This window comes from Streptomyces sp. NPDC051677, assembly GCF_044453465.1.
GTDB lineage: Bacteria > Actinomycetota > Actinomycetes > Streptomycetales > Streptomycetaceae > Streptomyces.
Genome location: NZ_JBITCT010000008.1, coordinates 199,478 through 221,852, shown reverse-complemented (window position 1 = coordinate 221,852; position 22,375 = coordinate 199,478). Strand labels below are relative to the sequence as shown.

The 22,375-nt window shown below is 72.7% G+C and carries 17 protein-coding genes; 15 read left to right on the top strand and 2 right to left on the bottom strand.

Annotated features, from left to right (window positions below; all coding sequences use genetic code 11):
• Positions 1-80: 80 nt before the first annotated feature.
• From ACIBAF_RS12345 to ACIBAF_RS12290, 12 genes are all read left to right on the top strand, one after another.
• Positions 81-3,158 carry an FAD-binding and (Fe-S)-binding domain-containing protein gene (locus ACIBAF_RS12345; RefSeq protein WP_399463123.1) on the top strand — a complete coding sequence of 1,026 codons (3,078 nt, stop codon included), beginning with the start codon at positions 81-83 and terminating at the stop codon, positions 3,156-3,158.
• 106 nt (positions 3,159-3,264) lie between these two features.
• On the top strand, positions 3,265-4,389 hold the full coding sequence (locus ACIBAF_RS12340; protein ID WP_399463122.1) for a lipid II:glycine glycyltransferase FemX: 1,125 nt from the start codon (positions 3,265-3,267) through the stop codon (positions 4,387-4,389).
• A 211-nt stretch (positions 4,390-4,600) separates the two neighbouring features.
• Positions 4,601-5,629, top strand: coding sequence for an EamA family transporter (locus ACIBAF_RS12335; RefSeq protein ID WP_399463121.1), 1,029 nt, complete (start codon positions 4,601-4,603; stop codon positions 5,627-5,629).
• Positions 5,630-5,793: 164 nt separating this feature from the next.
• A complete protein-coding gene (locus ACIBAF_RS12330) occupies positions 5,794-6,606 on the top strand; it encodes a TIGR03084 family metal-binding protein (RefSeq protein ID WP_399463120.1) in 813 nt (270 codons plus the stop codon).
• Positions 6,603-8,294, top strand: a complete 1,692-nt coding sequence (locus tag ACIBAF_RS12325; protein WP_399463119.1) for an acyclic terpene utilization AtuA family protein — start codon at positions 6,603-6,605, stop codon at positions 8,292-8,294. The genes ACIBAF_RS12330 and ACIBAF_RS12325 overlap by 4 nt, the downstream gene beginning before the upstream one ends.
• Positions 8,291-9,889, top strand: coding sequence for an acyl-CoA carboxylase subunit beta (locus tag ACIBAF_RS12320; RefSeq protein WP_399463118.1), 1,599 nt, complete (start codon positions 8,291-8,293; stop codon positions 9,887-9,889). Before ACIBAF_RS12325 ends, ACIBAF_RS12320 begins: the two co-directional genes overlap by 4 nt.
• 13 nt (positions 9,890-9,902) lie before the next feature.
• Positions 9,903-11,774, top strand: coding sequence for a biotin carboxylase N-terminal domain-containing protein (locus ACIBAF_RS12315; protein ID WP_399463117.1), 1,872 nt, complete (start codon positions 9,903-9,905; stop codon positions 11,772-11,774).
• Positions 11,771-12,904: an acyl-CoA dehydrogenase family protein gene (locus ACIBAF_RS12310; RefSeq protein ID WP_399463116.1), complete on the top strand. Its 1,134-nt coding sequence runs from the start codon at positions 11,771-11,773 to the stop codon at positions 12,902-12,904. Before ACIBAF_RS12315 ends, ACIBAF_RS12310 begins: the two co-directional genes overlap by 4 nt.
• A 33-nt stretch (positions 12,905-12,937) precedes the next feature.
• Positions 12,938-14,506, top strand: coding sequence for a 4-coumarate--CoA ligase family protein (locus tag ACIBAF_RS12305; protein WP_399463115.1), 1,569 nt, complete (start codon positions 12,938-12,940; stop codon positions 14,504-14,506).
• Positions 14,503-15,261 carry an enoyl-CoA hydratase family protein gene (locus tag ACIBAF_RS12300; protein ID WP_399463114.1) on the top strand — a complete coding sequence of 253 codons (759 nt, stop codon included), beginning with the start codon at positions 14,503-14,505 and terminating at the stop codon, positions 15,259-15,261. Before ACIBAF_RS12305 ends, ACIBAF_RS12300 begins: the two co-directional genes overlap by 4 nt.
• Entirely contained in the window at positions 15,249-15,881 is a 633-nt protein-coding gene (locus ACIBAF_RS12295; RefSeq protein WP_399463113.1) for a TetR/AcrR family transcriptional regulator, read from the top strand. Before ACIBAF_RS12300 ends, ACIBAF_RS12295 begins: the two co-directional genes overlap by 13 nt.
• Before the next feature lie 72 nt (positions 15,882-15,953).
• Positions 15,954-16,520 (top strand): hypothetical protein, encoded by a 567-nt coding sequence (locus tag ACIBAF_RS12290; RefSeq protein ID WP_399463112.1) that lies wholly within the window; start codon positions 15,954-15,956, stop codon positions 16,518-16,520.
• A 21-nt stretch (positions 16,521-16,541) separates the two neighbouring features.
• Here ACIBAF_RS12290 and pdxH read toward each other — a convergent pair whose 3' ends face one another.
• On the bottom strand, positions 16,542-17,240 hold the full coding sequence (gene pdxH / locus ACIBAF_RS12285) for a pyridoxamine 5'-phosphate oxidase (protein ID WP_399463111.1): 699 nt from the start codon (positions 17,238-17,240) through the stop codon (positions 16,542-16,544).
• Positions 17,241-17,454: 214 nt separating this feature from the next.
• Here pdxH and ACIBAF_RS12280 point away from each other — a divergent pair, with 214 nt between their 5' ends.
• Positions 17,455-18,555: a citrate synthase 2 gene (locus ACIBAF_RS12280; RefSeq protein ID WP_399463110.1), complete on the top strand. Its 1,101-nt coding sequence runs from the start codon at positions 17,455-17,457 to the stop codon at positions 18,553-18,555.
• A 52-nt stretch (positions 18,556-18,607) separates the two neighbouring features.
• On the opposite strand, the gene ACIBAF_RS12275 is transcribed toward ACIBAF_RS12280, so the two are convergent.
• Positions 18,608-19,675 carry an isopenicillin N synthase family dioxygenase gene (locus ACIBAF_RS12275; RefSeq protein WP_399463109.1) on the bottom strand — a complete coding sequence of 356 codons (1,068 nt, stop codon included), beginning with the start codon at positions 19,673-19,675 and terminating at the stop codon, positions 18,608-18,610.
• 619 nt (positions 19,676-20,294) lie between these two features.
• On the opposite strand from ACIBAF_RS12275, the gene ACIBAF_RS12270 reads away from it, so the two are divergent.
• On the top strand, positions 20,295-20,753 hold the full coding sequence (locus ACIBAF_RS12270; RefSeq protein ID WP_399463108.1) for a GNAT family N-acetyltransferase: 459 nt from the start codon (positions 20,295-20,297) through the stop codon (positions 20,751-20,753).
• A 103-nt stretch (positions 20,754-20,856) separates the two neighbouring features.
• Positions 20,857-22,326, top strand: coding sequence for a PAS domain-containing protein (locus ACIBAF_RS12265; RefSeq protein ID WP_399463107.1), 1,470 nt, complete (start codon positions 20,857-20,859; stop codon positions 22,324-22,326).
• Positions 22,327-22,375: the final 49 nt, after the last annotated feature.

Sequence of the window (22,375 nt, the reverse complement as noted above, 5' to 3'; positions counted from 1 at the left end):
GAAGGGAGCGTAGCCGTTGGGGGAAACCTGGGCGAAACCTCGTCCGTCGGGTGAGACGGGGTTTTTGGTTTCCTGGACGGGTGACAGTTCCGGAAAGTCTTCAGGGTCTTGAGGGTGAGCTGCGCCGGGCCGTGCGGGGTGATGTCGGCTTCGACGTCACCTCCCGGGCCCTGGTCACCATGGACGCGTCCAACTACCGCCGTGTCCCCGTCGGGGTCGTCGCGCCCAGGGACGCGGACGACGTGGCCGCCACGCTCGCGGTGTGCCGGGAGGCCGGGACGCCGGTGGTCGCGCGGGGCGGCGGGACGTCCATCGCCGGGCAGGCCACCGGCGTCGGGGTGGTGCTGGACTTCACGCGGTACATGAACCGGCTGGTCGCCCTGGATCCGCAGGCGCGGACGGCGGTCGTGCAGCCGGGGCTCGTGCTCGACCGGCTCCAGGAGGCCGCCGCCCCGCACGGACTCCGTTTCGGGCCCGACCCGTCCACGCACAGCCGCTGCACGCTCGGCGGGATGATCGGCAACAACTCGTGCGGCTCCCACTCGGTCGCCTGGGGGACGACCGCGGACAGTGTGCGCGAGCTGGACGTCGTCACCGCGCGCGGGCGACGGCTGCGGCTCGGGCAGGGGTGGGCGGGGGCGCCGGACGGGCTGCGGGGGCTGGTCGAGGGGGAGCTGGCGCGGCTGCGGACCGGCTTTCCCGAGCTGCCGCGCCGTATCTCCGGGTACGCGCTGGACGCGCTGCTGCCGGAGAACGGCGCCGACGTCGCCCGGTCCTTCTGCGGCTCCGAAGGCACCCTGGGCGTGCTCACGGAGGCCGTCGTGCGGCTCGTCGAGGCTCCACGCGCGCGTGCGCTCGCGGTGCTCGGGTACGCCGACGAGGGCGCCGCCGCCGAGGCCGCGGCCGGGCTGCTGCCGTACGGCCCGCTGACCGTGGAGGGGATGGCGGCCGACCTGGTGCCGTCGTCGTCGGCGGCCGGGCTGCCCAGGGGCGCGGCCTGGCTGTTCGTGGAGACCGGCGGGGAGACGGGCGAAGAGGCACGCGCGCGTGCGGAGACGATCGTCCGCGCGGCGGACGTCGTCGACGCGCGGGTGGTGACCGACCCCGCCGGGCAGCGCGCGCTGTGGCGGATCCGGGAGGACGCGAGCGGGACGGCGACCCGGATGCCTGGGGGCACCTCCCAGCCCCCTGGGGCTGGGGGAGGGTCCGAGGCCTGGCCCGGCTGGGAGGACTGCGCGGTGCCGCCGGCCCGGCTCGGCGCGTATCTGCGGGACTTCCGTGGGCTGCTCGCCGCGCACGGCCTGCGCGGGACGCCGTACGGCCATTTCGGGGACGGCTGCATCCACGTCCGTATCGACTTCGACCTGCTGACGGCGGCGGGCGTCGGCCGCTTCCGCCGCTTCTCGGAGGAGCTCGCCGAGCTGGTGGTCGCCCACGGGGGCTCGCTCTCCGGCGAGCACGGCGACGGGCAGGCGCGGGCCGAGCTGCTGCCGAAGATGTACGGGGCGGAGATGGTCGCGCTGTTCGAGCAGGCGAAGGGCGTCTGGGACCCGGACGACCTGCTCAACCCGGGCGTGCTGGTGCGCCCGGCACCCCTCGACAGCAACCTGCGTTTCTCGGTGCTGCCGCGCGAGCCCGTCCCGGTGGCCTTCGGCTACCCGGCCGACGGCGGCGACTTCTCGGCGGCCGTCCGCCGCTGCGTGGGCGTCGCGAAGTGCCGTACGACGTCGGCGGCCGGCGAGTCCGTGATGTGCCCGTCGTTCCGTGTCACGGGCCGGGAGGAGCACTCCACGCGCGGGCGTGCCCGACTGCTGCACGAGATGCTTGCCGGTGAGCTGGTGACCGACGGCTGGCGCTCCACGGAGGTGCGGGACGCGCTGGACCTGTGCCTGTCCTGCAAGGGCTGCCGCTCCGACTGTCCGGTCGAGGTCGACATGGCCACCTACAAGGCGGAGTTCCTGCACCACCACTACGCGGGACGACGGCGTCCGGCGGCGCACTACAGCATGGGGCGGCTGCCGGTGTGGCTGCGGTGGGCGTCCCGCACGCGCGCGGCGGGTCTCGTCAACGCCCTCGCGCGCGTGCGGCCCGTCGCGTGGGCGGCGAAACGGGCCGGCGGGATCGCGCCCGAGCGGGCGATTCCCCGGCTGGCGCGGGAGACGTTCAGCGGGTGGTGGCGCAAGCGCGTGCGGTCGGCCTCCAACAGGGGCGAACCGCTCGTCGGCAGGCGCGAACCGCTCGTCGGCAGGGGCGAACCGCTCGTTCCTATGGGCGAGTCGCTCGTCGGCAGGGGCGAGTTGGTCGTCCTGTGGCCCGACACCTTCACCGAGCATCTGTCGCCGTCCGTGGGCCGGGCGGCCGTCCGGGTCCTGGAGGCGGCGGGGCTGCGGGTGGCGCTGCCGCCGACCCTGTGGATGCGGGGCCGGCCGGTGGGCGACGGCCGGTCGAGGGGCGCGGGCGCACTGGCCGCGCTGCTGATGGCCCGCCGGGGACGGGTCTGCTGCGGGCTGACGTACGTCTCCACCGGCCAGCTCGACCACGCGCGCGTGGTGCTGCGTCGCACGCTCGACCTGATGGAGCCGGTGCTGGAGACGGCTGCCCCGGTCGTCGTCCTGGAGCCGAGCTGTGCGGCCGCGCTGCGCACCGATCTGCCCGAGCTGCTGTCCGACGACCCGCGCGCGGGTCGCCTCGCCGCCCGTGTCCTCACCTTCGCGGAGGCCCTGGAGCGGCACGCCCCCGACTGGACCCCGCCTCGTGTGGACCGTCCGGCGGTCGGCCAGACCCACTGCCACCAGCATGCGGTCCTGGGCGACGCGGCCGAGCGGCGGCTGCGTGAGGCGGCTGGGCTCACGGGTGAGCTGAGCGGCGGGTGCTGCGGCCTGGCCGGCGACTTCGGCTTCGCGAAGGGCCACTTCGAGGTGTCGACGGCCTGCGCGGAGGAACAGCTCCTGCCTGCCGTCCGGGACGCCCCCCAGGGGGCGGTGGTCCTGGCGGACGGCTTCTCCTGCCGGACACAGCTGGAGCAACTGGCGGGAGTGCGGGGGAGGCATCTGGCGGAGGTGCTGGCGGAGGGGCTGGAGGGGAGAACGGGCTCCACGGAGGGGGACGGAGAGCGGAGAGCGCGAAGAGGGCGGAGGCGGAGGGGCACACGCGCGTGACCGACACGGCGGTCCTGGAGGCGTTCGGTCCCCGGGGCGGCCGTGACCGCCTCCTAGGCTGACTCGTCTGCGCTCTTCTGCACAGCCGTTCGAAGGAGCCCCGAGCATGAGTCTGCGTGTCCAGTCCATCAGCCGTGACGAACATCTGGGTTTCGTCGCGGCCCGCGCCTCCGCGAGCCATATGCAGGTCCCCTCGTGGGGGGATGTGAAGCCGGACTGGCGGGCGGAGAGCCTGGGCTGGTTCGACGAGGAGGGGCGGCTCGTCGGAGCGGGGCTGGCGCTGTTGCGGCCGCTGCCCAGGCTGAAGAAGTACCTGGCGTATCTGCCCGAGGGCCCGCTCCTCGACTGGCACGCGCCCGACCTGGTGGAACGCTGGCTGACCCCGATGCTCGCGTACCTGAAGGCGCGGGGCGCGTTCTCGGTGAAGATGGGACCGCCCGTCGTCGTGCGCCGCTGGAGCGCCGACGCCGTCAAGGCGGCCATCGCCGACCCGGCCGCCCACCGGCTGGGGGACGCCGAGGCGAGTTCGTACGAGCCGGGCGCCCTGGACGTCGCCGACCGGCTGCGCCGCGCGGGCTGGCAGCAGACCGAGCCGGGCGGCGAGGACGGCTTCGCGGCCGGTCAGCCCCGCTACGTGTTCCAGGTCCCGTTCGCCGGACGGACGCTGGAGGAGGTCCACGGCGGCCTCAATCAGCAGTGGCGGCGCAACATCAAAAAGGCGGAGAAGGCGGGCGTGAAGGTCGTCCGGGGCGGCTACGAGGACCTCCCGGCCTTCTACGCGCTCTACACCGAGACCGCCGAACGCGACCGTTTCCTCCCGCGTCCGCTGCCCTACTTCCAGCGCATGTGGAGCGCGCTGAACGCCGAACACCCCGACCGTATGCGGCTCTACCTCGCCCACCACGACGGCGAGGTCCTCGCGGCGGCCACCATGCTGACCGTCGGCGAGCACGTCTGGTACTCGTACGGCGCGTCCACGAGCCGCAGGCGCGAGGTCCAGCCGAACAACGCCATGCAGTGGCGGATGATGGCCGACGCCCACGAACTCGGCGCCGCCGTCTACGACCTGCGCGGCATCACCGACACCCTGGAGGAGTCCAACCACCTGCTCGGCCTGCTCCGCTTCAAGGTGGGCACGGGCGGAGAGGCCGTGGAGTACCTGGGGGAGTGGGACTTCCCGCTCAACAAGCTGCTGCACAAGGCGTTGGATCTCTACATGTCGCGAAGGTAGGCGTCGGGGTACCTGCCGTCGCACGTGCCGTCGCACGTGCCGTCGTGGGCGTCTCGTCGTGGGCGGCGTCGCACGTCTCACAGCCCAAGACAGCGGCTAAATGGGTTCACACACCTGACGTGGTCCACTAGCCTGGACCGGTCAGTACATCGTGATGAACGGCCTGGATCGAACCCGACCACGCCGACCACGCCGAGCACCTGGACCGCCCGTGACGACCCCCGACACCGCCGCCTCACCACAGATCTCGGCGACCTCGGCCCCGGCCACCTCCGCCCCAGCCGGTGCCCCGGCCGGCGCCCCGGCCACCGCTTCGGGCCGCTTCGGCTCCCTCGGTCCGGTCGGCCTGGTGCTCGCCGGCGGGGTCTCGGTGCAGTTCGGCGGCGCGCTGGCGGTGACGCTGATGCCGAGGGCCGGCGCGCTGGGCGTGGTGGCGCTGCGGCTGCTGGTGGCGGCGGTGGTGCTGCTGGTCGTCTGCCGGCCGCGGCTGCGCGGCCACTCGCGCGGGGACTGGGGCACGGTCGTCGCCTTCGGCGTCACGTTGGCCGCGATGAACGGCCTGTTCTACCAGGCGCTGGACCGCATCCCGCTGGGCCTGGCGGTGACTCTGGAGGTCCTCGGCCCGCTGACGCTCTCGGTCGTCGCCTCGCGCCGCGCGCTGAACCTCGTCTGGGCGGGCCTCGCCCTCGCCGGCGTCTTCCTGCTCGGCGGCGGTGGGGACGCGGGAGGCGCAGGCAGCGCGGGAAGCGGCGGACACGGTGGGGGCGGCGGGGGCTTCGGCGGCGGCGTCGACCTGGTGGGCGTCGCGTTCGCGCTCGGCGCGGGAGCGATGTGGGCGGCGTACATCGTCTTCAGCGCCCGCACCGGCCGCCGTTTCGCGCAGGCGGACGGCCTGGCCCTGGCGATGGCGGTGGGCGCGCTGCTCTTCCTCCCGCTGGGCCTCGCGGAGTCCGGCACGAAACTGGCCGACCCGGTGACGCTCGGCCTGGGCGCGGCGGTGGCCATGCTCTCCTCGGTCCTCCCCTACACCCTCGAACTCCTCGCCCTGCGCCGCCTGCCCGCCTCCACCTTCGCCGTCCTGATGAGCCTGGAACCGGCCCTCGCCGCCATGGCCGGCTTCCTCGTCCTCGACCAGTCCCTGACCGCCGTCCAGGCGGCGGCGATCGCCCTGGTCGTCGGGGCGAGCATGGGCGCGGTGCGGACACAGGTGGCGCGAGGAAGGAAGCGCCCCGCTTCCTGACCTCGGGGCGGGGCGGGGCGGGGCGGGGCGGGGCGACGCGGGGCGGGGCGACGCGGGGCGGGGCGGGGCCGCGCCTCGCCGGCTGTCCGGTCCGGACGGCCGTTCCGCGCAAATTAATGCAAGCACGCTTGATTGTTTTTTGGGGTGCTGCCATGCTCCACCCCATGGCCGACCCGACCCCCGTGCTTGACGATCTCCGTGCCGAAAGCGACGAACTCGACCGGCTGGTCGCCGAGTTGGGGCCGGAGCAGTGGCCGCTGCCGACGCCCGCCGTCGGCTGGACCGTCGCCCATCAGATCGCGCACCTCGCCTGGACCGACCGCTCCTCCGTGCTGGCCGTGACCGATCAGGACGCCTTCGCCCGTGAGGTCGAGAAGGCGCTGGCCGAGCCCGGGGACTTCGTGGACAACGGCGCGCGGGAGGGGGCGGAGAAGCCGCCCGCGCAGTTGCTCGCGGACTGGCGGGCCGGCCGCGAGGCCCTGGCGAAAGCCCTGCGGGCAGCGCCCGCGGGGGCGCGTTTCCCGTGGTACGGGCCGCCCATGTCCGCCGCTTCCATGGCCACCGCCCGGCTCATGGAGACCTGGGCGCACGGCCTGGACGTGGCGGACGCGCTGGGCGCGACGCCCGTGCCCACCGACCGGCTCCGGCACATCGTCCGCCTCGGAGTCCGCACCCGCGACTTCGCCTTCGGCGTGCACGGACTGCCCACGCCGTTCGAAGAGTTCCGTGTCGAACTCACCAGCCCCTCGGGTGAGTTGTGGACGTACGGCCCGCAGGACGCCGACGATCGCGTGACCGGGCCCGCCCTCGACTTCTGCCGCCTGGTCACCCAGCGCGCCCACCGCGCCGACCTCGCCCTGCACGCCGAGGGTCCCGACGCCGACCGCTGGCTGGACGTCGCCCAGGCCTTCGCGGGCCCGCCCGGCAAGGGCCGTCCGCCGAAGGAGCCGAAGGAGCCGAAGGAAACGGCCTCGTGAGCGTCCTGCGGATAGGCAACGCCTCAGGCTTCTACGGCGACCGCTTCGACGCGATGCGCGAGATGCTCACCGGCGGCGAACTCGACGTCCTCACGGGTGACTACCTCGCCGAGCTCACCATGCTGATCCTCGGCCGGGACCGGCTGAAGGACCCCTCCGCCGGATACGCCCGAACGTTCCTGCGGCAGTTGGAGGAGTCCCTCGGCCTCGCCCACGAGCGCGGCGTCCGGATCGTCACCAACGCCGGCGGCCTCAACCCGGCCGGACTCGCCGACTCCGTACGGCAGTTGGCGGACCGGCTCGGCATTCCCGCGCGGGTCGCGCACGTCGAGGGCGACGACCTCACCCCCGGCCACCCCGGCAGCCTCACCGCCCACGCCTACCTCGGCGGCTTCGGCATCGCCGCCTGTCTGCGGGCGGGCGCGGACGTCGTCGTCACCGGCCGGGTCACCGACGCGGCCCTCGTCACCGGCCCCGCCGCCGCCCACTTCGGCTGGCAGCCGGGGGAGTACGACCGGCTCGCGGGCGCCGTCGTCGCCGGACACGTCCTGGAGTGCGGGACGCAGGCCACCGGCGGCAACTACGCCTTCTTCCGGGACGAACGCCGGGCCGGCCGTGACCTGCGCCGCCCCGGCTTCCCCGTCGCCGAGATCCACGCCGACGGCAGCTGCGTCATCACCAAGCAGCCCGGCGCCGGCGGCTTCGTCGACGTCGGCACGGTCACCGCCCAACTGCTGTACGAGACCGGCCCCGCCCGGTACGCGGGACCTGACGTCACCGCCCGCCTGGACACCGTACGGCTCACCCAGGACGGGCCGGACCGGGTCCGGATCGACGGCGTGCGCGGCGAGGCCCCGCCGCCGACGCTCAAGGTCGGCCGCACCCGCATCGGCGGCTTCCGCAACGAGGTCGTCTTCGTGCTCACCGGCCTCGACGTCGAGGCCAAGGCGGCGCTGGTGCGCGAGCAGATGACGGACGCCCTTGCCAAGTCCCCTCCAGAGGAAGTGCGTTGGGAGCTGGTCCGCACCGACCGGCCAGACGCCGACACCGAGGAGACGGCGAGCGCGCTGCTGCGGCTCGTCGTACGCGATCCCGAACAGGCCGTCGTGGGGCGGGCGTTGAGCGGCGCGGCCGTGGAACTGGCGCTGGCCAGCTACCCCGGCTTCCATGTCCTCGCCCCACCGGGGAAGGGCTCCCCCTACGGCGTCTTCGAGGCCGCGTACGTCCCCCAGGGCGAGGTCGCGCACACGGCCGTCCTCGCCGACGGGCGCCGCATCCCCGTGGCCCCGGCCGCCGACGCCCTCGTACTCGACGACGTACCGGAACCCCCGCTTCCCGATCCGCTGCCGGACGGACCCGTACGGCGCGCCCCCCTCGGGCTGGTCGTGGGCGCCCGCAGCGGGGACAAGGGCGGGGACGCCAACGTCGGGGTGTGGGCGCGCACGGACGAGGCGTGGCGATGGCTCGCCCACACGCTGACCGCCGACCGGTTCCGCGAGCTCGTGCCGGAGAGCCGTGAGCTGACGGTCACCCGGCACGTCCTGCCCTCGCTCCGTGCCCTGAACTTCGTCGTCGAGGGCATCCTCGGCGCCGGCGTCGCCGCACAGCACCGCTTCGACCCGCAGGCCAAGGCGCTCGGCGAATGGCTGCGCTCCCGCCGCCTGGACATCCCGGAGGCCCTCCTTTGACGGTCATCACGTCCGCCCTGGACATCCACGGCCCCGACCATCGCGCCCATCGCGCCGCCATGCTCGCCAAGCTCGCCGACCTCGACGCCGAGCACGCGAAGGCGCTGGCGGGGGGCGGCGAGAAGTACGTCGCCAGGCACCGCGCGCGCGGCAAACTCCTCGCCCGCGAGCGCATCGAGCTGCTCCTCGACCCCGACACGCCCTTTCTGGAGCTGTCGCCGCTGGCGGCCTGGGGGAGCGACTACACGGTCGGCGCCTCGCTCGTCACCGGCATCGGGGTCGTCGAGGGCGTGGAGTGCCTGATCACCGCCAACGATCCCACCGTGCGCGGGGGCGCCAGCAACCCCTGGTCCCTGAAGAAGGCCCTGCGCGCCAACGACATCGCCCTCGCCAACCGGCTGCCCTGTATCAGCCTGGTGGAGTCGGGCGGCGCCGACCTGCCGTCGCAGAAGGAGATCTTCATCCCCGGCGGCGCCGTCTTCCGGGACCTGACGCGGCTGTCGGCGGCCGGGATTCCGACCGTCGCCGTCGTCTTCGGCAACTCCACGGCCGGCGGCGCCTACGTCCCCGGCATGTCCGACCACGTGATCATGGTCAAGGAGCGGGCGAAGGTGTTCCTCGGCGGGCCGCCCCTGGTGAAGATGGCCACCGGCGAGGAGAGCGACGACGAGTCCCTGGGCGGCGCGGAGATGCACGCGCGCGTGTCGGGTCTCGCCGACCACTTCGCCGTCGACGAGCGGGACGCGCTGCGACAGGCACGCCGCGTGGTGGCCCGCCTCAACCACCGCAAGGCGTACGAGGACCCCGGCCCGGCCGTACCCCCCGAGTATGACGAGGAAGAGCTCCTGGGGATCGTCCCGGGAGATCTGCGCACCCCGTTCGACCCGCGCGAGGTGATCGCCCGGATCGTCGACGCCTCCGACTTCGACGAGTTCAAGCCCCTGTACGGGACGAGCCTCGTCACCGGCTGGGCGACCCTGCACGGCTATCCGGTCGGCATCCTGGCGAACGCCCAAGGCGTGCTCTTCAGCGCGGAGTCCCAGAAGGCCGCCCAGTTCATCCAGCTCGCCAACCAGCGCGACATCCCGCTGCTCTTCCTGCACAACACCACCGGCTACATGGTCGGCCGCGAGTATGAGCAGGGCGGCATCATCAAGCACGGCGCGATGATGATCAACGCGGTGTCCAACTCGAAGGTCCCGCACCTGTCCGTCCTCATGGGCGCGTCCTACGGCGCCGGCCACTACGGCATGTGCGGGCGCGCCTACGACCCCCGCTTCCTCTTCGCCTGGCCCAGCGCCAAGTCGGCGGTGATGGGCCCGCAGCAGCTCGCGGGCGTGCTGTCGATCGTCGCCCGCCAGTCCGCGGCGGCCAAGGGCCGGCCCTACGACGAGGACGCCGACGCCGCCCTGCGCGCCATGGTCGAGCAGCAGATCGAGGCGGAGTCCCTGCCGATGTTCCTGTCGGGGCGGCTGTACGACGACGGCGTCATCGACCCGCGCGACACCCGCACGGTCCTGGGCCTGTGCCTGTCGGCCATCCACACGGCGCCGTACGAGGGTGCGCGCGGCGGCTTCGGCGTCTTCCGGATGTGAGGGATCAGATCACGTGATCGGGACTGTACTTGTCGCCAACCGCGGTGAGATCGCCTGCCGCATCGTGCGGACCTGCGGTGAGTTGGGAATCCGGACGGTCGCCGTGCACTCGGACGCCGACGAGAGGGCGCTGCACGCGCGCGTGGCCGACACGGCGGTACGACTGCCGGGAGCGGCGCCCGCGGAGACCTACCTGCGCGCCGACCTCATCGTGAAGGCGGCCGTCGCCGCCGGCGCGGACGCCGTCCACCCCGGCTACGGCTTCCTCTCCGAGAACGCCGACTTCGCGCGCGCGGTCCTGGACGCGGGTCTGGTCTGGATCGGACCGCCGCCGCAGGCGATCGAGGCGATGGCCTCCAAGACCCGCGCCAAGCAGCTCATGGGGCTCGCACCGCTGGCCCCGGACGAGGTGACCGACGCCGACCTGCCGGTGCTGGTGAAGGCCGCCGCGGGCGGCGGAGGGCGCGGAATGCGCGTCGTGCGCCGCCTGGAGGAGCTGGGCGCCGCACTGGAGGGCGCCCGCGCGGAGGCCGCGAGCGCCTTCGGCGACGGCGAGGTGTTCGTCGAGCCGTACATCGAGGACGGCCGCCACGTCGAGGTGCAGATCCTCGCCGACGCCCACGGCACGGTGTGGGCGCTGGGCACCCGCGACTGCTCCCTCCAGCGCCGGCACCAGAAGGTCGTCGAGGAGGCGCCGGCCCCCGGACTGCCGCAGGACCTCACGGAGGAACTGCACGCGCTCGCCGTCCGCGCCGCACGCGCCGTGGACTACGCAGGCGCGGGCACGGTCGAGTTCCTCGTCGCCGACGGCCGGGCGCACTTCCTGGAGATGAACACCCGCCTCCAGGTCGAACACCCCGTCACCGAGGCGGTCTTCGGCCTCGACCTGGTGGCGGAGCAGATCCGCGTCGCGGAGGGCGCCGCGCTGGCCCCCGAGCCCCCACGCGCGCGTGGCCACGCCGTCGAGGCCCGCCTCTACGCCGAGGACCCGGCGCATCACTGGACCCCCCAGACCGGCGCCCTGCACCGCCTGGCCGTCCCCGTGGGCGTCCGCCTGGACACGGGCTTCGAGGACGGCGACCCGATCGGCGTCCACTACGACGCCATGCTCGCCAAGATCGTCGCCCATGCCCCCACGCGCGCGGAGGCCGTCCGCAAGCTCGCGGGCGCCCTCGAACGCACCGTCCTGCACGGCCCGGCCACCAACCGCGACCTCCTCGTCCGCTCCCTGCGCCACGAGGAGTTCACGTCCGCCCGCATGAACACCGGCTTCTACGACCGCCACCTGCCCGAACTGACGGCCGTGCCCGCCGACCCGCACGCCCCCCTGGCCGCCGCGCTCGCCGAAGCGCACACCGGATCCCGGTTCGGCGGCTGGCGCAACCTGCCGTCCCAGCCGCAGACCAAGCGGTACGCGAGGGGCGGCGAGGAGATCGAGATCGCCTACCGGCACGGACGCAGGGGCCTCACGGCCGAGGGCGTCAACGTCGTGCACGCGGACCCGACACTGGTCGTCCTGGAGATCGACGGCGTACGACGCCGCTTCGAGATCGCCCGTTACGGCGAGCAGGTCCACGTCAACGCCACCGCCCTCACGGCCCTGCCCCGCTTCCCCGCCCCGGCGATCCAGCACGCCCCCGGCTCCCTCCTGGCGCCGATGCCGGGAACGATCGTCAAGCTCGCGGAAGGTCTCATCACCGGATCGAGTGTCCAGGCGGGCGAACCGATCGTCTGGCTCGAAGCGATGAAGATGCAACACGTCATTTCGGCGCCGGTGACGGGGACCCTGACGGCTCTACCGGTGACGGCAGGACAGCAAGTGGAGCTCGGCACTCTGCTGGCAGTAGTGCAGGACACCCACCCGCACCCGAAGGAGCCACAGTGACCACCCTCATCGAGACCGACGAGCACAAAGCACTCCGAGCAGCGGTGTCGGCCTTCGCGAAGAGCCACGACCACGACACCAAGACTCTCTGGCAGGAAGCCGCGGGGCTCGGCTACATCGGCGTCAACCTGCCGGAGGAATACGGCGGCGGCGGTGGCGGCATCGCCGAACTCTCCCTCGTCCTGGAAGAGCTGGGCGCCGCAGGCAACCCGCTCCTCATGATGATCGTCTCCCCGGCGATCTGCGGCACCGTGATCGCCCGCTTCGGCACGCAATCCCAGAAACAGCAGTGGCTCCCCGCCCTGGCGGACGGCTCCCGCCTCATGGCCTTCGGCATCACCGAACCCGACGCCGGCTCCAACAGCCACCGCATCACGACGACGGCCCGCCGCGACAGCGCGAGCGGCGACTGGCTCCTGACCGGCCGCAAGGTCTTCGTCTCCGGCGTGGACATGGCCGACGCCACCCTGATCGTCGGCCGCACGGAAGACGCCCGCACGGGCAGCCTCAAGCCCTGCCTGTTCATCGTCCCGCGCGACGCCCCCGGGTTCACCCGCCGCCGCATCGACATGGAACTGCACGGCACGGAGAAACAGTTCGAACTGACCCTGGACGACGTACGGCTCCCCGCCGACGCACTCGTCGGCGACGAGGACGCCGGTCTGCAACAGCTCTTCGCCGGCCTCAACCCCGAGCGCATCATGACGGCCGCCTTCGCGATCGGCATGGGCCGCCACGCACTCGCCAAAGCGATCCAGTACGCGCGCGACCGCACCGTCTGGAAGACCCCGATCGGCGCCCACCAGGCCATCGCACACCCCCTCGCACAGGCCCACATCGACCTCGAACTGGCCCGCCTGATGATGCAGAAAGCGGCCCACCTGTACGACGCGGGGGACGACATCGGCGCGGGCGAGGCCGCCAACATGGCCAAGTACGCGGCCGGCGAGGCCTGTGTGAAAGCGGTCGACCAGGCCGTCCACACCCTCGGCGGCAACGGCCTCACACACGAGTTCGGCCTCGCCCGGCTGATAACCGCCTCCCGGGTGGCTCGTATCGCCCCGGTGAGCCGGGAGATGATTCTCAACTACGTCTCCCACCAGACCCTGGGCCTGCCCAAGTCGTACTGACCCGCCTGGGCACCGACCCGCCTTGGAGGAACCGTGTTCCGCAGCGCGTACGCAGACGTCCCGCACGTAGAACTCCCCATCCACGACGCCGTGCTCGGCCGCGCCGCCGAGTTCGGCGAACTGCCCGCGCTCGTCGACGGCACGGACGGCACCACCCTCACCTACGACCAGCTGGACCGCTTCCACCGCCGGGTCGCCGCCGCGCTCGCCGAGGCCGGCGTCCGCAAGGGCGACGTCCTCGCCCTGCACAGCCCCAACACCGTCGCCTTCCCGATCGCGTTCTACGCCGCCACGCGCGCGGGCGCCACCGTCACCACCGTGCACCCGCTCGCCACCGCCGAGGAGTTCGCCAAGCAGCTCGGCGACTCGGCCGCCCGCTGGATCGTCACCGTCTCACCCCTGCTCCAGACCGCCCGGCGCGCGGCCGAACTCGCCGGCGGCATCGAGGAGATCTTCGTCTGTGACAGCGCGAGCGGACACCGCTCGCTGATCGACATGCTCGGCTCCACGGCCCCCGAGCCCCAGGTGGACATCGACCCGACGGCGGACGTCGCGGCCCTGCCCTACTCCTCCGGTACCACCGGAACCCCCAAGGGCGTCATGCTCACCCACCGGCAGATCGCCACCAACCTCGACCAACTGCGGGCAGCGATCTCCGCGGGCCCCGGCGAACGCGTCCTCGCCGTGCTGCCCTTCTTCCACATCTACGGCCTCACCGCCCTGATGAACGCACCCCTGCGCCAGGGCGCCACCGTCGTCGTGCTGCCCCGCTTCGACCTGGAGACGTTCCTCGCGGCCATCCAGAACCACCGCATCACCGCCCTCTACGTGGCCCCGCCGATCGTCCTCGCCCTCGCCAAACACCCCGCGGTCGCCCAGTACGACCTGTCGTCGCTGCGGTACGTCATCTGCTCCGCCGCACCCCTGGACGCCGAACTCGCCGCGGCCTGCGCCGAACGCCTCAACCTGCCGCCCCTCGGCCAGGCCTACGGCATGACGGAACTGTCCCCCGGCACCCACGTCGTCCCGCTCGACGCCATGCGCGAAGCCCCCGCCGGCACCGTCGGCAGACTCATCGCCGGCACCGAGATGCGCATCGTCTCCCTCGACGACCCCGGCAAGGACCTCGGCATCGGCGAACCCGGCGAGATCCTCATCCGGGGACCCCAGATCATGAAGGGCTACCTGGGCCGCCCCGACGCCACCGCCGCCATGATCGACGCCGACGGCTGGCTGCACACCGGCGACGTCGGGCACGTCGACGCCGACGGCTGGCTGTTCGTCGTCGACCGCGTCAAGGAACTCATCAAGTACAAGGGCTTCCAGGTGGCCCCCGCCGAACTCGAAGCGCTCCTGCTCACCCACCCCGGCATAGCGGACGCCGCCGTCATCGGCGCCTACAACGACGACGGCAACGAAGTCCCGCACGCCTACGTGGTCCGCCAGCCGACGTCCCCCGACCTCTCCGAAGGAGAGATCGCCATGTACGTCGCCGAACGCGTCGCCCCCTACAAGCGCGTCCGCGAGGTCACCTTCATCGACACCGTGCCGCGCGCCGTCTCCGGGAAGATACTCCGCCGGCAACTGAGGGAACGCGCATGACGACACCCATGACGGCGCCCCTCGTCGGCCGCACCCGCGAACGGGGCATCGAGACCCTCAGCCTCGACTCACCCGGCACCCGCAACGCCCTCTCCCACGCCCTCGTCAGCGAACTGACCGACGCGCTCGCCAACTGCCACAAGGACGACGACGTACGCGCCGTCGTCCTCACCCACACCGGCAACACCTTCAGCGCCGGCGCCGACCTCAAGGACCCGCCGCGCCCCAAGGCGGTGCCCCGGCTGCTCCAGCAGATCCTCGAGCTGCGCAAGCCCGTCGTGGCCCGGGTCGCCGGGCACGTCAGGGCGGGCGGCCTGGGGCTGCTCGGCGCCTGCGACATCGCGATCGCCTCCGAGACGTCGACCTTCGCGTTCACCGAGGTGCGCATCGGAGTCGCGCCCGCCGTCATCTCGCTGCCCCTGCTGCCCCGCGTCGACCCGCGCGCCCTCACCCGCTACTGCCTCACCGGAGAGACCTTCGGCGCCGCCGAAGCGGCCCGCATCGGCCTCGTCACCCAGTCCGCCGGCGACACCGACCTGGACGAGGCCCTCGCACCCGTCCTCGACGGCCTGCGGCGGGCCTCGCCCAAAGCCCTGGCCAGGACGAAGAAGCTGCTCACGGCTAAGGTGCTGGAGGCGTTCGTCGAGGACGTGGGCTCGATGACCTGGCTCTCGGCCTCGTTGTTCGCCGACCGCGACGCCCGCGAGGGAATGGCGGCCTTCCTCGAACGACGGGATCCCCCATGGGTGCTGTGACCACGGCCGCACGTCTCCCCGGCGACCGTGGCCCGGGCGACCGCGCCCCCAAACAGGACCGCAGCCGGGCCACCCGGCAGCGGCTCCTGGAGGCCGCCGTCGCCTGCCTCGCCGAACACGGCTGGGCAGGCTCCACCGTCCTGGTCGTCGCCGAACGCGCGGGCGTCTCCCGGGGCGCCGCCCAACACCACTTCCCCACCCGCGAGGACCTGTTCACCGCAGCCGTCGAGTACGTCGCCGAGGAACGCTCCGGCGCGTTGCGCGCACTGTTCCCCCAGGGCGCCGCCGGCGATCGCCGCGCGGTCGTCACCGCCCTCGTCGACCTCTACACCGGCCCCCTCTTCCGCGCCGCCCTGCACCTGTGGGTGGCCGCCTCCAACGAGGAACCCCTACGCCCGCGCGTGACCGAACTGGAAGCCCGCGTCGGCCGCGAGACCCACCGCATAGCCGTGGAACTGCTCGGCGCCGACGAGAGCGTGCCCGGCGTCCGCGAGACCGTCCAGGGCCTGCTGGACATGGCCCGCGGCCTCGGCCTCGCCAACCTCCTCACCGACGACGCGGCACGCCGCGACCGGGTGGTGACGCAGTGGTCGGGGCTGCTGGAGCAGACGCTGGGCTGATCGCCCAGGTCAGCCGTGCCGGGCCCGTTGATGCTCCGGTTGCCTGTCAGTGGCAGGGCTTACGGTTCGGGCATGGGGGACACCTACCAGACGATCGTCGACCGTTACGCGGGTCCACAGGACGCACCGAGCCTCGCCCGGCCCGTGGTGGAGTGGCTCGTGGCCGAGGGCATCGTGCTCGCCGACGCGGAGCCCGGCTGGGCCCTGGGGGCCGATTCGGCCCACCCACCCGGCCCCAACTGGCACAAGGCGGTCACCCACGCCCGCTGGGGCGCTCCGGAGGGCGTCGCCGTCCACACCGAGCGGCACGTCTTCTACAGCACCTTCAACACCGGCAAGGGGGCGACGGCGATCTGCCCGCGCTGCGGGACGGCCGCCGATCCCGACGACCCGGTCTGGTCGTCGCACGTGTTCACCGTGATGGACGTCTGGTACGAGACGGGCACGGCCGACGCCGAGTGCGCCTCCTGCGCCGAGTCCGCCCCGCTGCCCGAGTGGGACTGGACCGACGACCACCTGGCCTTCGTCCACCTCGGCTTCCAGTTCTGGAACTGGCCCACGCTCAGCGAGGACTTCCGCGCCCGCATGGGCGAGCTGCTGGGCGGGCGCCGTACGGCGTTCCTGCCGGGCAAGGTCTGACGCCCCGAGGGGCCCACCGCCTCACGGACTGAGCCGCTCCACCCGCCAGCTCCCGTCCGCCTCCGCCACATACCGCAACCGGTCGTGCAACCGGTTCAACCGGCCCTGCCAGAACTCCACCGACTCCGGCGCCACCCGGAAACCACCCCAGTGCGGCGGCACCGGCACCTGCTCGCCCTCCGGATAGCGGGCCGCCAGCTCGGCGTACGACGCGTCGAGGTCGGCCCGGGTGGCGATCACCGACGACTGGGCGCTGGCCCACGCGCCGAGCTGCGAGCCATGCGGCCGGGTGCGGAAGTACGCGGCGGTCTCGTCCCGCCCGGTACGCCGAGCCACGCCCCGCACCACGACCTGCCGGGCCATCGGATGCCACGGAAAGAGCAGCGAGACGTACGGATTCTCGGCGAGGTCGAGGGCCTTGCGGGAGTCGTAGTTGGTGTAGAAGACGAAGCCCTGCTCGTCGAACTGCTTCAGCAGCACCGTCCGGGAGCTGGGCCGCCCCTCGGCGTCCGCCGTGGAGACGACCATGGCGTTCGGCTCGAAGAGCTGGGCCTCGACGGCCGCGTCCTTGAACCAGCGGGCGAACTGCTGCACCGGCGTGGCGGCCAGCTCGGCCTCGGTGAACCCCTCGGCCCGGTACTGCTTGCGCATCGCGGCGGGGTCGGGAACGGGGCCGGGAGAGACGGCGTCTGCGTCGGTCACAAGGTCATCCTGCCGCATGCCCCACCACCGCACCCCACACCATCGAAGGTGGCACTGAGTGCCGCAACCACTCCCCAAAGGTGGCACTCGGGGATATGGTGCAGATGCCATCCCAGTGGGGTGACCTCCCGCCGCACGGGGCATCACTGGGGTGACCGCCCACGACCGCGAGTCCCCCGGGACCGCGGATCCACCGGAGCCGTCCGTCGCACACATCACGAGGAGCCGCCTGATGTCCGACTTCGTACCCGGACTCGAAGGAGTCGTCGCGTTCGAGACGGAGATCGCCGAACCGGACAAGGAGGGCGGCGCCCTGCGATACCGGGGCGTCGACATCGAGGACCTGGTCGGCCATGTCTCCTTCGGCAACGTCTGGGGGCTGCTCGTCGACGGCGCCTTCAACCCCGGCCTGCCGCCCGCCGAACCCTTCCCGATCCCCGTCCACTCCGGCGACATCCGCGTCGACGTCCAGTCCGCGCTCGCCATGCTCGCACCCGTCTGGGGCCTCAAACCCCTCCTCGACATCGACGCCGAGCAGGCCCGCGAGGACCTCGCCCGCGCCGCCGTCATGGCCCTCTCCTACGTCGCCCAGTCCGCCCGCGGCCAAGGCCGGCCGATGGTCCCGCAGCGGGAGATCGACAAGGCCCAGTCCGTCGTCGAACGGTTCATGATCCGCTGGCGCGGCGAGCCGGACCCCAAGCACGTGGCGGCCGTCGACGCCTACTGGACATCGGCCGCCGAACACGGCATGAACGCCTCCACCTTCACCGCACGCGTCATCGCCTCCACCGGCGCCGACGTCGCCGCAGCCCTCTCCGGCGCCGTAGGAGCCATGTCGGGCCCCCTGCACGGCGGCGCCCCCTCCCGCGTCCTCGGCATGATCGAGGAGATCGAACGCACCGGCGACGCCGACGCCTACGTCAAGCAGGCCCTCGACAAGGGCGAGCGCCTCATGGGCTTCGGCCACCGCGTCTACCGCGCCGAGGACCCACGCGCGCGCGTGCTGCGCCGCACCGCCCGCGAACTGGGCGCACCCCGCTTCGAGATCGCCGAAGCCCTCGAGAAGGCCGCCCTGGCCGAACTCCACGCCCGCCGCCCGGACCGCGTCCTGGCGACGAACGTCGAGTTCTGGGCGGCCATCGTCCTGGACTTCGCCGAAGTCCCGGCACACATGTTCACCTCGATGTTCACCTGCGCCCGCACCGCCGGCTGGTCCGCGCACATCCTGGAACAGAAGCGCACCGGCCGCCTGGTCCGCCCGTCGGCCCGCTACATCGGCCCCGGCACCCGCAATCCCCAGGAGATCGAGGGCTACGGCGACATCGCGAGCTGAGCCGTACCACCGGCCGCGCTACGGGCCGTGCCGGTGCTCACGAGGCCGGTGATCACGCGGGGCTGAGCAGCTCCGCGTGATGCCGCTCGGCCACCAGCGGATGCGCCCGCAACTTGCCCTTCAGCTCGTTGAAGCCGTACTCCGCGAACAGCGGGTTGGCCGGATCGTCGGTCACGCCGGGCGCGGCGGAGGCATGCGGGAAGGGCAGCGGCTCGACCCGGGCGTCCAGCCGCGGGTTGTAGAAGAACGGCACCGAGAACCGCTCCACCGCACTCGGGGGCGACACGACCCGATGGTTGGTGGCGAGCAGATACCCGTTGGTCGCCACCTCCAGCAGCTCCCCGAGATTCACCACGAAAGCCCCCTCCAGCGGCGGCACATCATGGAACAGCCCGTCCTCCCGCTGCACCTGAAGCCCGCCCACCCGGTCCTGAAGCAGCAGCGTCAGGAACCCGTAGTCCTTGTGAGCCCCCACCCCCTGACCGCCCCCGTCCCCCGCACTCCCCGGATACCGCACGAGCTTCAGATGCGGATGCGCCCGCTCCCCGAACACCGCGTCGTAGAAATCGACCGGCGCCCCGATCGCGGCGAGCAGCTCGTGCAGCAGCCGCTCGGCGACACCGCTGAGCCGCTCGACCCAGGCGAGCGCGGCGCTCCGCAGCTCGGGCAACCCGTCGGGCCACTGATTGGGCCCCTGAAGCCACCAGTACGCCGGCTCACCCGGACCCGGTATCCGCGCGGGCCGCTCCGCCCCGATGTCGAGCTGGTCCCGCCAGTCCTGCCGACCGCCGGTCCGCTCGTCACCGGTCCGCGTGTACCCACGGAAGTGCGGCGAGTTCACGTTGTCGATCGCAAGCCGCTGCTCCTCGGGCAACGCGAAGAACCGACGCATGGCGGAGAGCAGCTCATCCGTCTCCTGAGGGCTCACCCCGTGCCCGACCAACTGGAAGAACCCCACGTCATGCGCGGCACTGTGCAACTGCGCATGCAGCAGCGCCCGCGCCTGGGGCCCGCGGTCGGCGGCGGAGAGATCGATGATCGGCAGTTGCTGATACGACGGGTGCTGATACGACGGTTGCCGATACGACGGGTTCGTCGCGAGGGGTGTCACGTTCGTCATGATGCGTCCGTGGGTGTACGGGGCCCGCCGCCGCCGTGGGTGGGGCGGCGCACGGGTGCCAGGCGGTCAGAGAAAGGAAAGTGCGAAAACGCGGGCGGCGGTGAACCGCGAAGGGGCTGGACGGGCTCAGATGGAGCGTCGACAGCCCATGCTCGTGACGCGGACATAGTCCACATGGCGGCGTCGAACAAGCGAAAGCATGCGCCCAGAGTACTGCTTGCCAAAAAATTCGCACGTGTCCCGTCTCACGCCCCGCAAACCTTGCGGACGGAGGTCAGGAAAAGACGGAGGTCCGGAAAAGACCGAGGTCCGGAAAAGCAGACGACCCGCGAGTCGGGTCCTCCCAGAGGAGGGCCGGCCGGACGTACCGGCGACTCGCGGGTCGGGTGACTGCGTTGAATTGGCCGGTTGCGTGCGACTCACACACGCTGGTCCGGCACCGCACTCAGTGGGCGACGGGCCACTAGCCCGCAGCCACCTCCGACGTCCGGTGTGCATACATGCTTCGGACCACCTCCCTTCATTCGGTACGCCACACCCTAAGAAGCCCTCTGCGCTCGCTCAAGTGTTTTTTTCCGGGAGGTTGACCCGGCGGACCGGGAAGCGGTTCCCTGCTCGCGTGAGTGATCTTCGTCTGCATGTCGAGGCCGTCGTCGGAGAGGCCGCGCTGGAGGGGTGGCGGCACGTCCACAACACGATCGTGCCGCCGGCTGCGATGTCCCTGGACGAGGTGCGTGAGCGCGCGGGGCGGTATCGGCTGGAGAACGCCTACGTCGGTGACGTTCTCGTCGGGTGCTCGACCGTGCGGCCGCCCGACGGCGAGGAGGCGGTGGCGACCGTCATCGCGCGCGTGCTGCCCGCATACCGGGGCCGCGGGTACGGGGCTGCCCTGTACGAGCACGCGCTCGCCCACGCGCGCGTGCTGGGCGCCCGGGTGGTCGAGACGTGCGTGCTGGCCGTCAACGAGGGCGGGCTGCGGTTCGCGCGGGCGCGTGGGTTCGTCGAGGTCGAGCGGTATGTGCTCGACGGCGAGACGGCGGAATGGGTCGACCTGCGGCTCATGCCCCACCCTGACTAGAGCCCGGTGCAACGATTCCTCGGCAATCTTGCGGGAATCATATGTGGGCTGCGTCACGTTCGAGTTGAATGAGGGCAAGTGAGCGAACCTGCAGGGGGTCCAGGTGAGTGCTTCCCGGCGTAGTGGGACCACCGACGAGCTGGGGCCGGACGAGCCCGAGCAGCCCGAGCGGTCGGGCGAGGACGGCCCGGAGACCCCGGAGGGCGCGCACACCGAGGCCGGACCGGTCGGCCCGGACGGCGCCGACCTGCTCGCCGCGCTGCTCGACGGCATGGACGCGGCCCTGTGCGCCTTCGACGCCGACGGAGTGGTCACCCACTGGAACCGCGAGGCCGAGCGCATCCTCGGATGGAGCGCGGCCGAGGCCGTGGGGCGGCACGGCTTCGCCGGCTGGGCCGTGCGCGAGGCGGACGCCGAGGACATCGAGGGGCGGCTGATGGCCGCCATGCACGCGCCGGGCCGTCAGGTGCACGAGTTCGCTCTGTTGACGAAGGACGGCGGCCGGGTGCTCGTGCGGACGCAGTCCGCCGCGGTGCACGGGCCGGACGGCAAGCCCGCCGGGCTGTACTGCGCCTTCAGCGAGGTGCATGCGCAGATCGACCTGGAGCGTTCCATCGCGCTCAGCGAGGCCCTCTTCGACGACGCCTCCTGGGGGGTGGTCCTGGTCGACGCCGACCTGCGCCCCGCCGTCGTCAACGCGCACGCCGCCCGCGCACTCGGCACAGGCCGTACGGCCGTCCTGGGCCGCCCGCTGGGGGAGCTGCTCACCCGGGGCGCCGAGGAGCTGGAGAACGCGCTGACGCACGTCCTGGCCGAGGGCGCTCCGCCCGCGCCCGCCGAGCTGTGGGTCGGGGTGCGGACCCCGGACGGCGAGAAGCGGCGCTGCTGGCGCAGCGGCTTCCTGCGGCTGGCGTCGCCGCTCGCCGAGGAGCCGGTGCCGCTCGGCGTCGGCTGGCTGTTCCAGGACGTCACGGAGGCCAAACAGGGCGAGCAGGAGGCCGCCATGCTGCGGTTCCGCGCCAACCAGCTGCACCGGGCGGCCCGTGCGGCAGCCGAGTGCGAGGACCCGGCCGAGGCCGCCACCGTCCACCTCGACTTCGCGCTCGCCGGCTTCGCCGACCACGCCCTGGTCGACCGGGTGATGGGCGGTGCGTCGGTCGACGTGGAGGGAGCGGGGCCGGTGCGGCTGATGCGGGTCGCGGCCACTCCGTCGGGCGGTCCGGGCCCCAGCGCGCTCACCGGACACACGGGCCTGCCCGTCCGCTACGGCGACGGGCATCCGGCGCTGCAGTGCGTCGCGCGGGCGGGCTCCGTGCGGGCGGGCGTCGGCACCGTCCCGGCGGACGAGGCCCGTGAGTGGGCGCGGGCGCGTCAGTGGCCCGAGGACACGGTGTACGCCCTGTGCGCGGTGCTGCGCAGCCGCGGCCGCACGCTGGGCGTCGTGACGTTCCTGCGGGGCGCCGGCCGCACCGCCTTCGAACGCTCCGACGCGAACTACGCCGAGGACGTCGCCGTCCGCATAGCGACGGCCCTGGACCTGGCCGACCTGGTCGATCCGGCCGACCGCGGCTGACACGCGCGCGTGCGGCGCGTGCCGTGCCTGCGTTCAGCCGCGACGACGG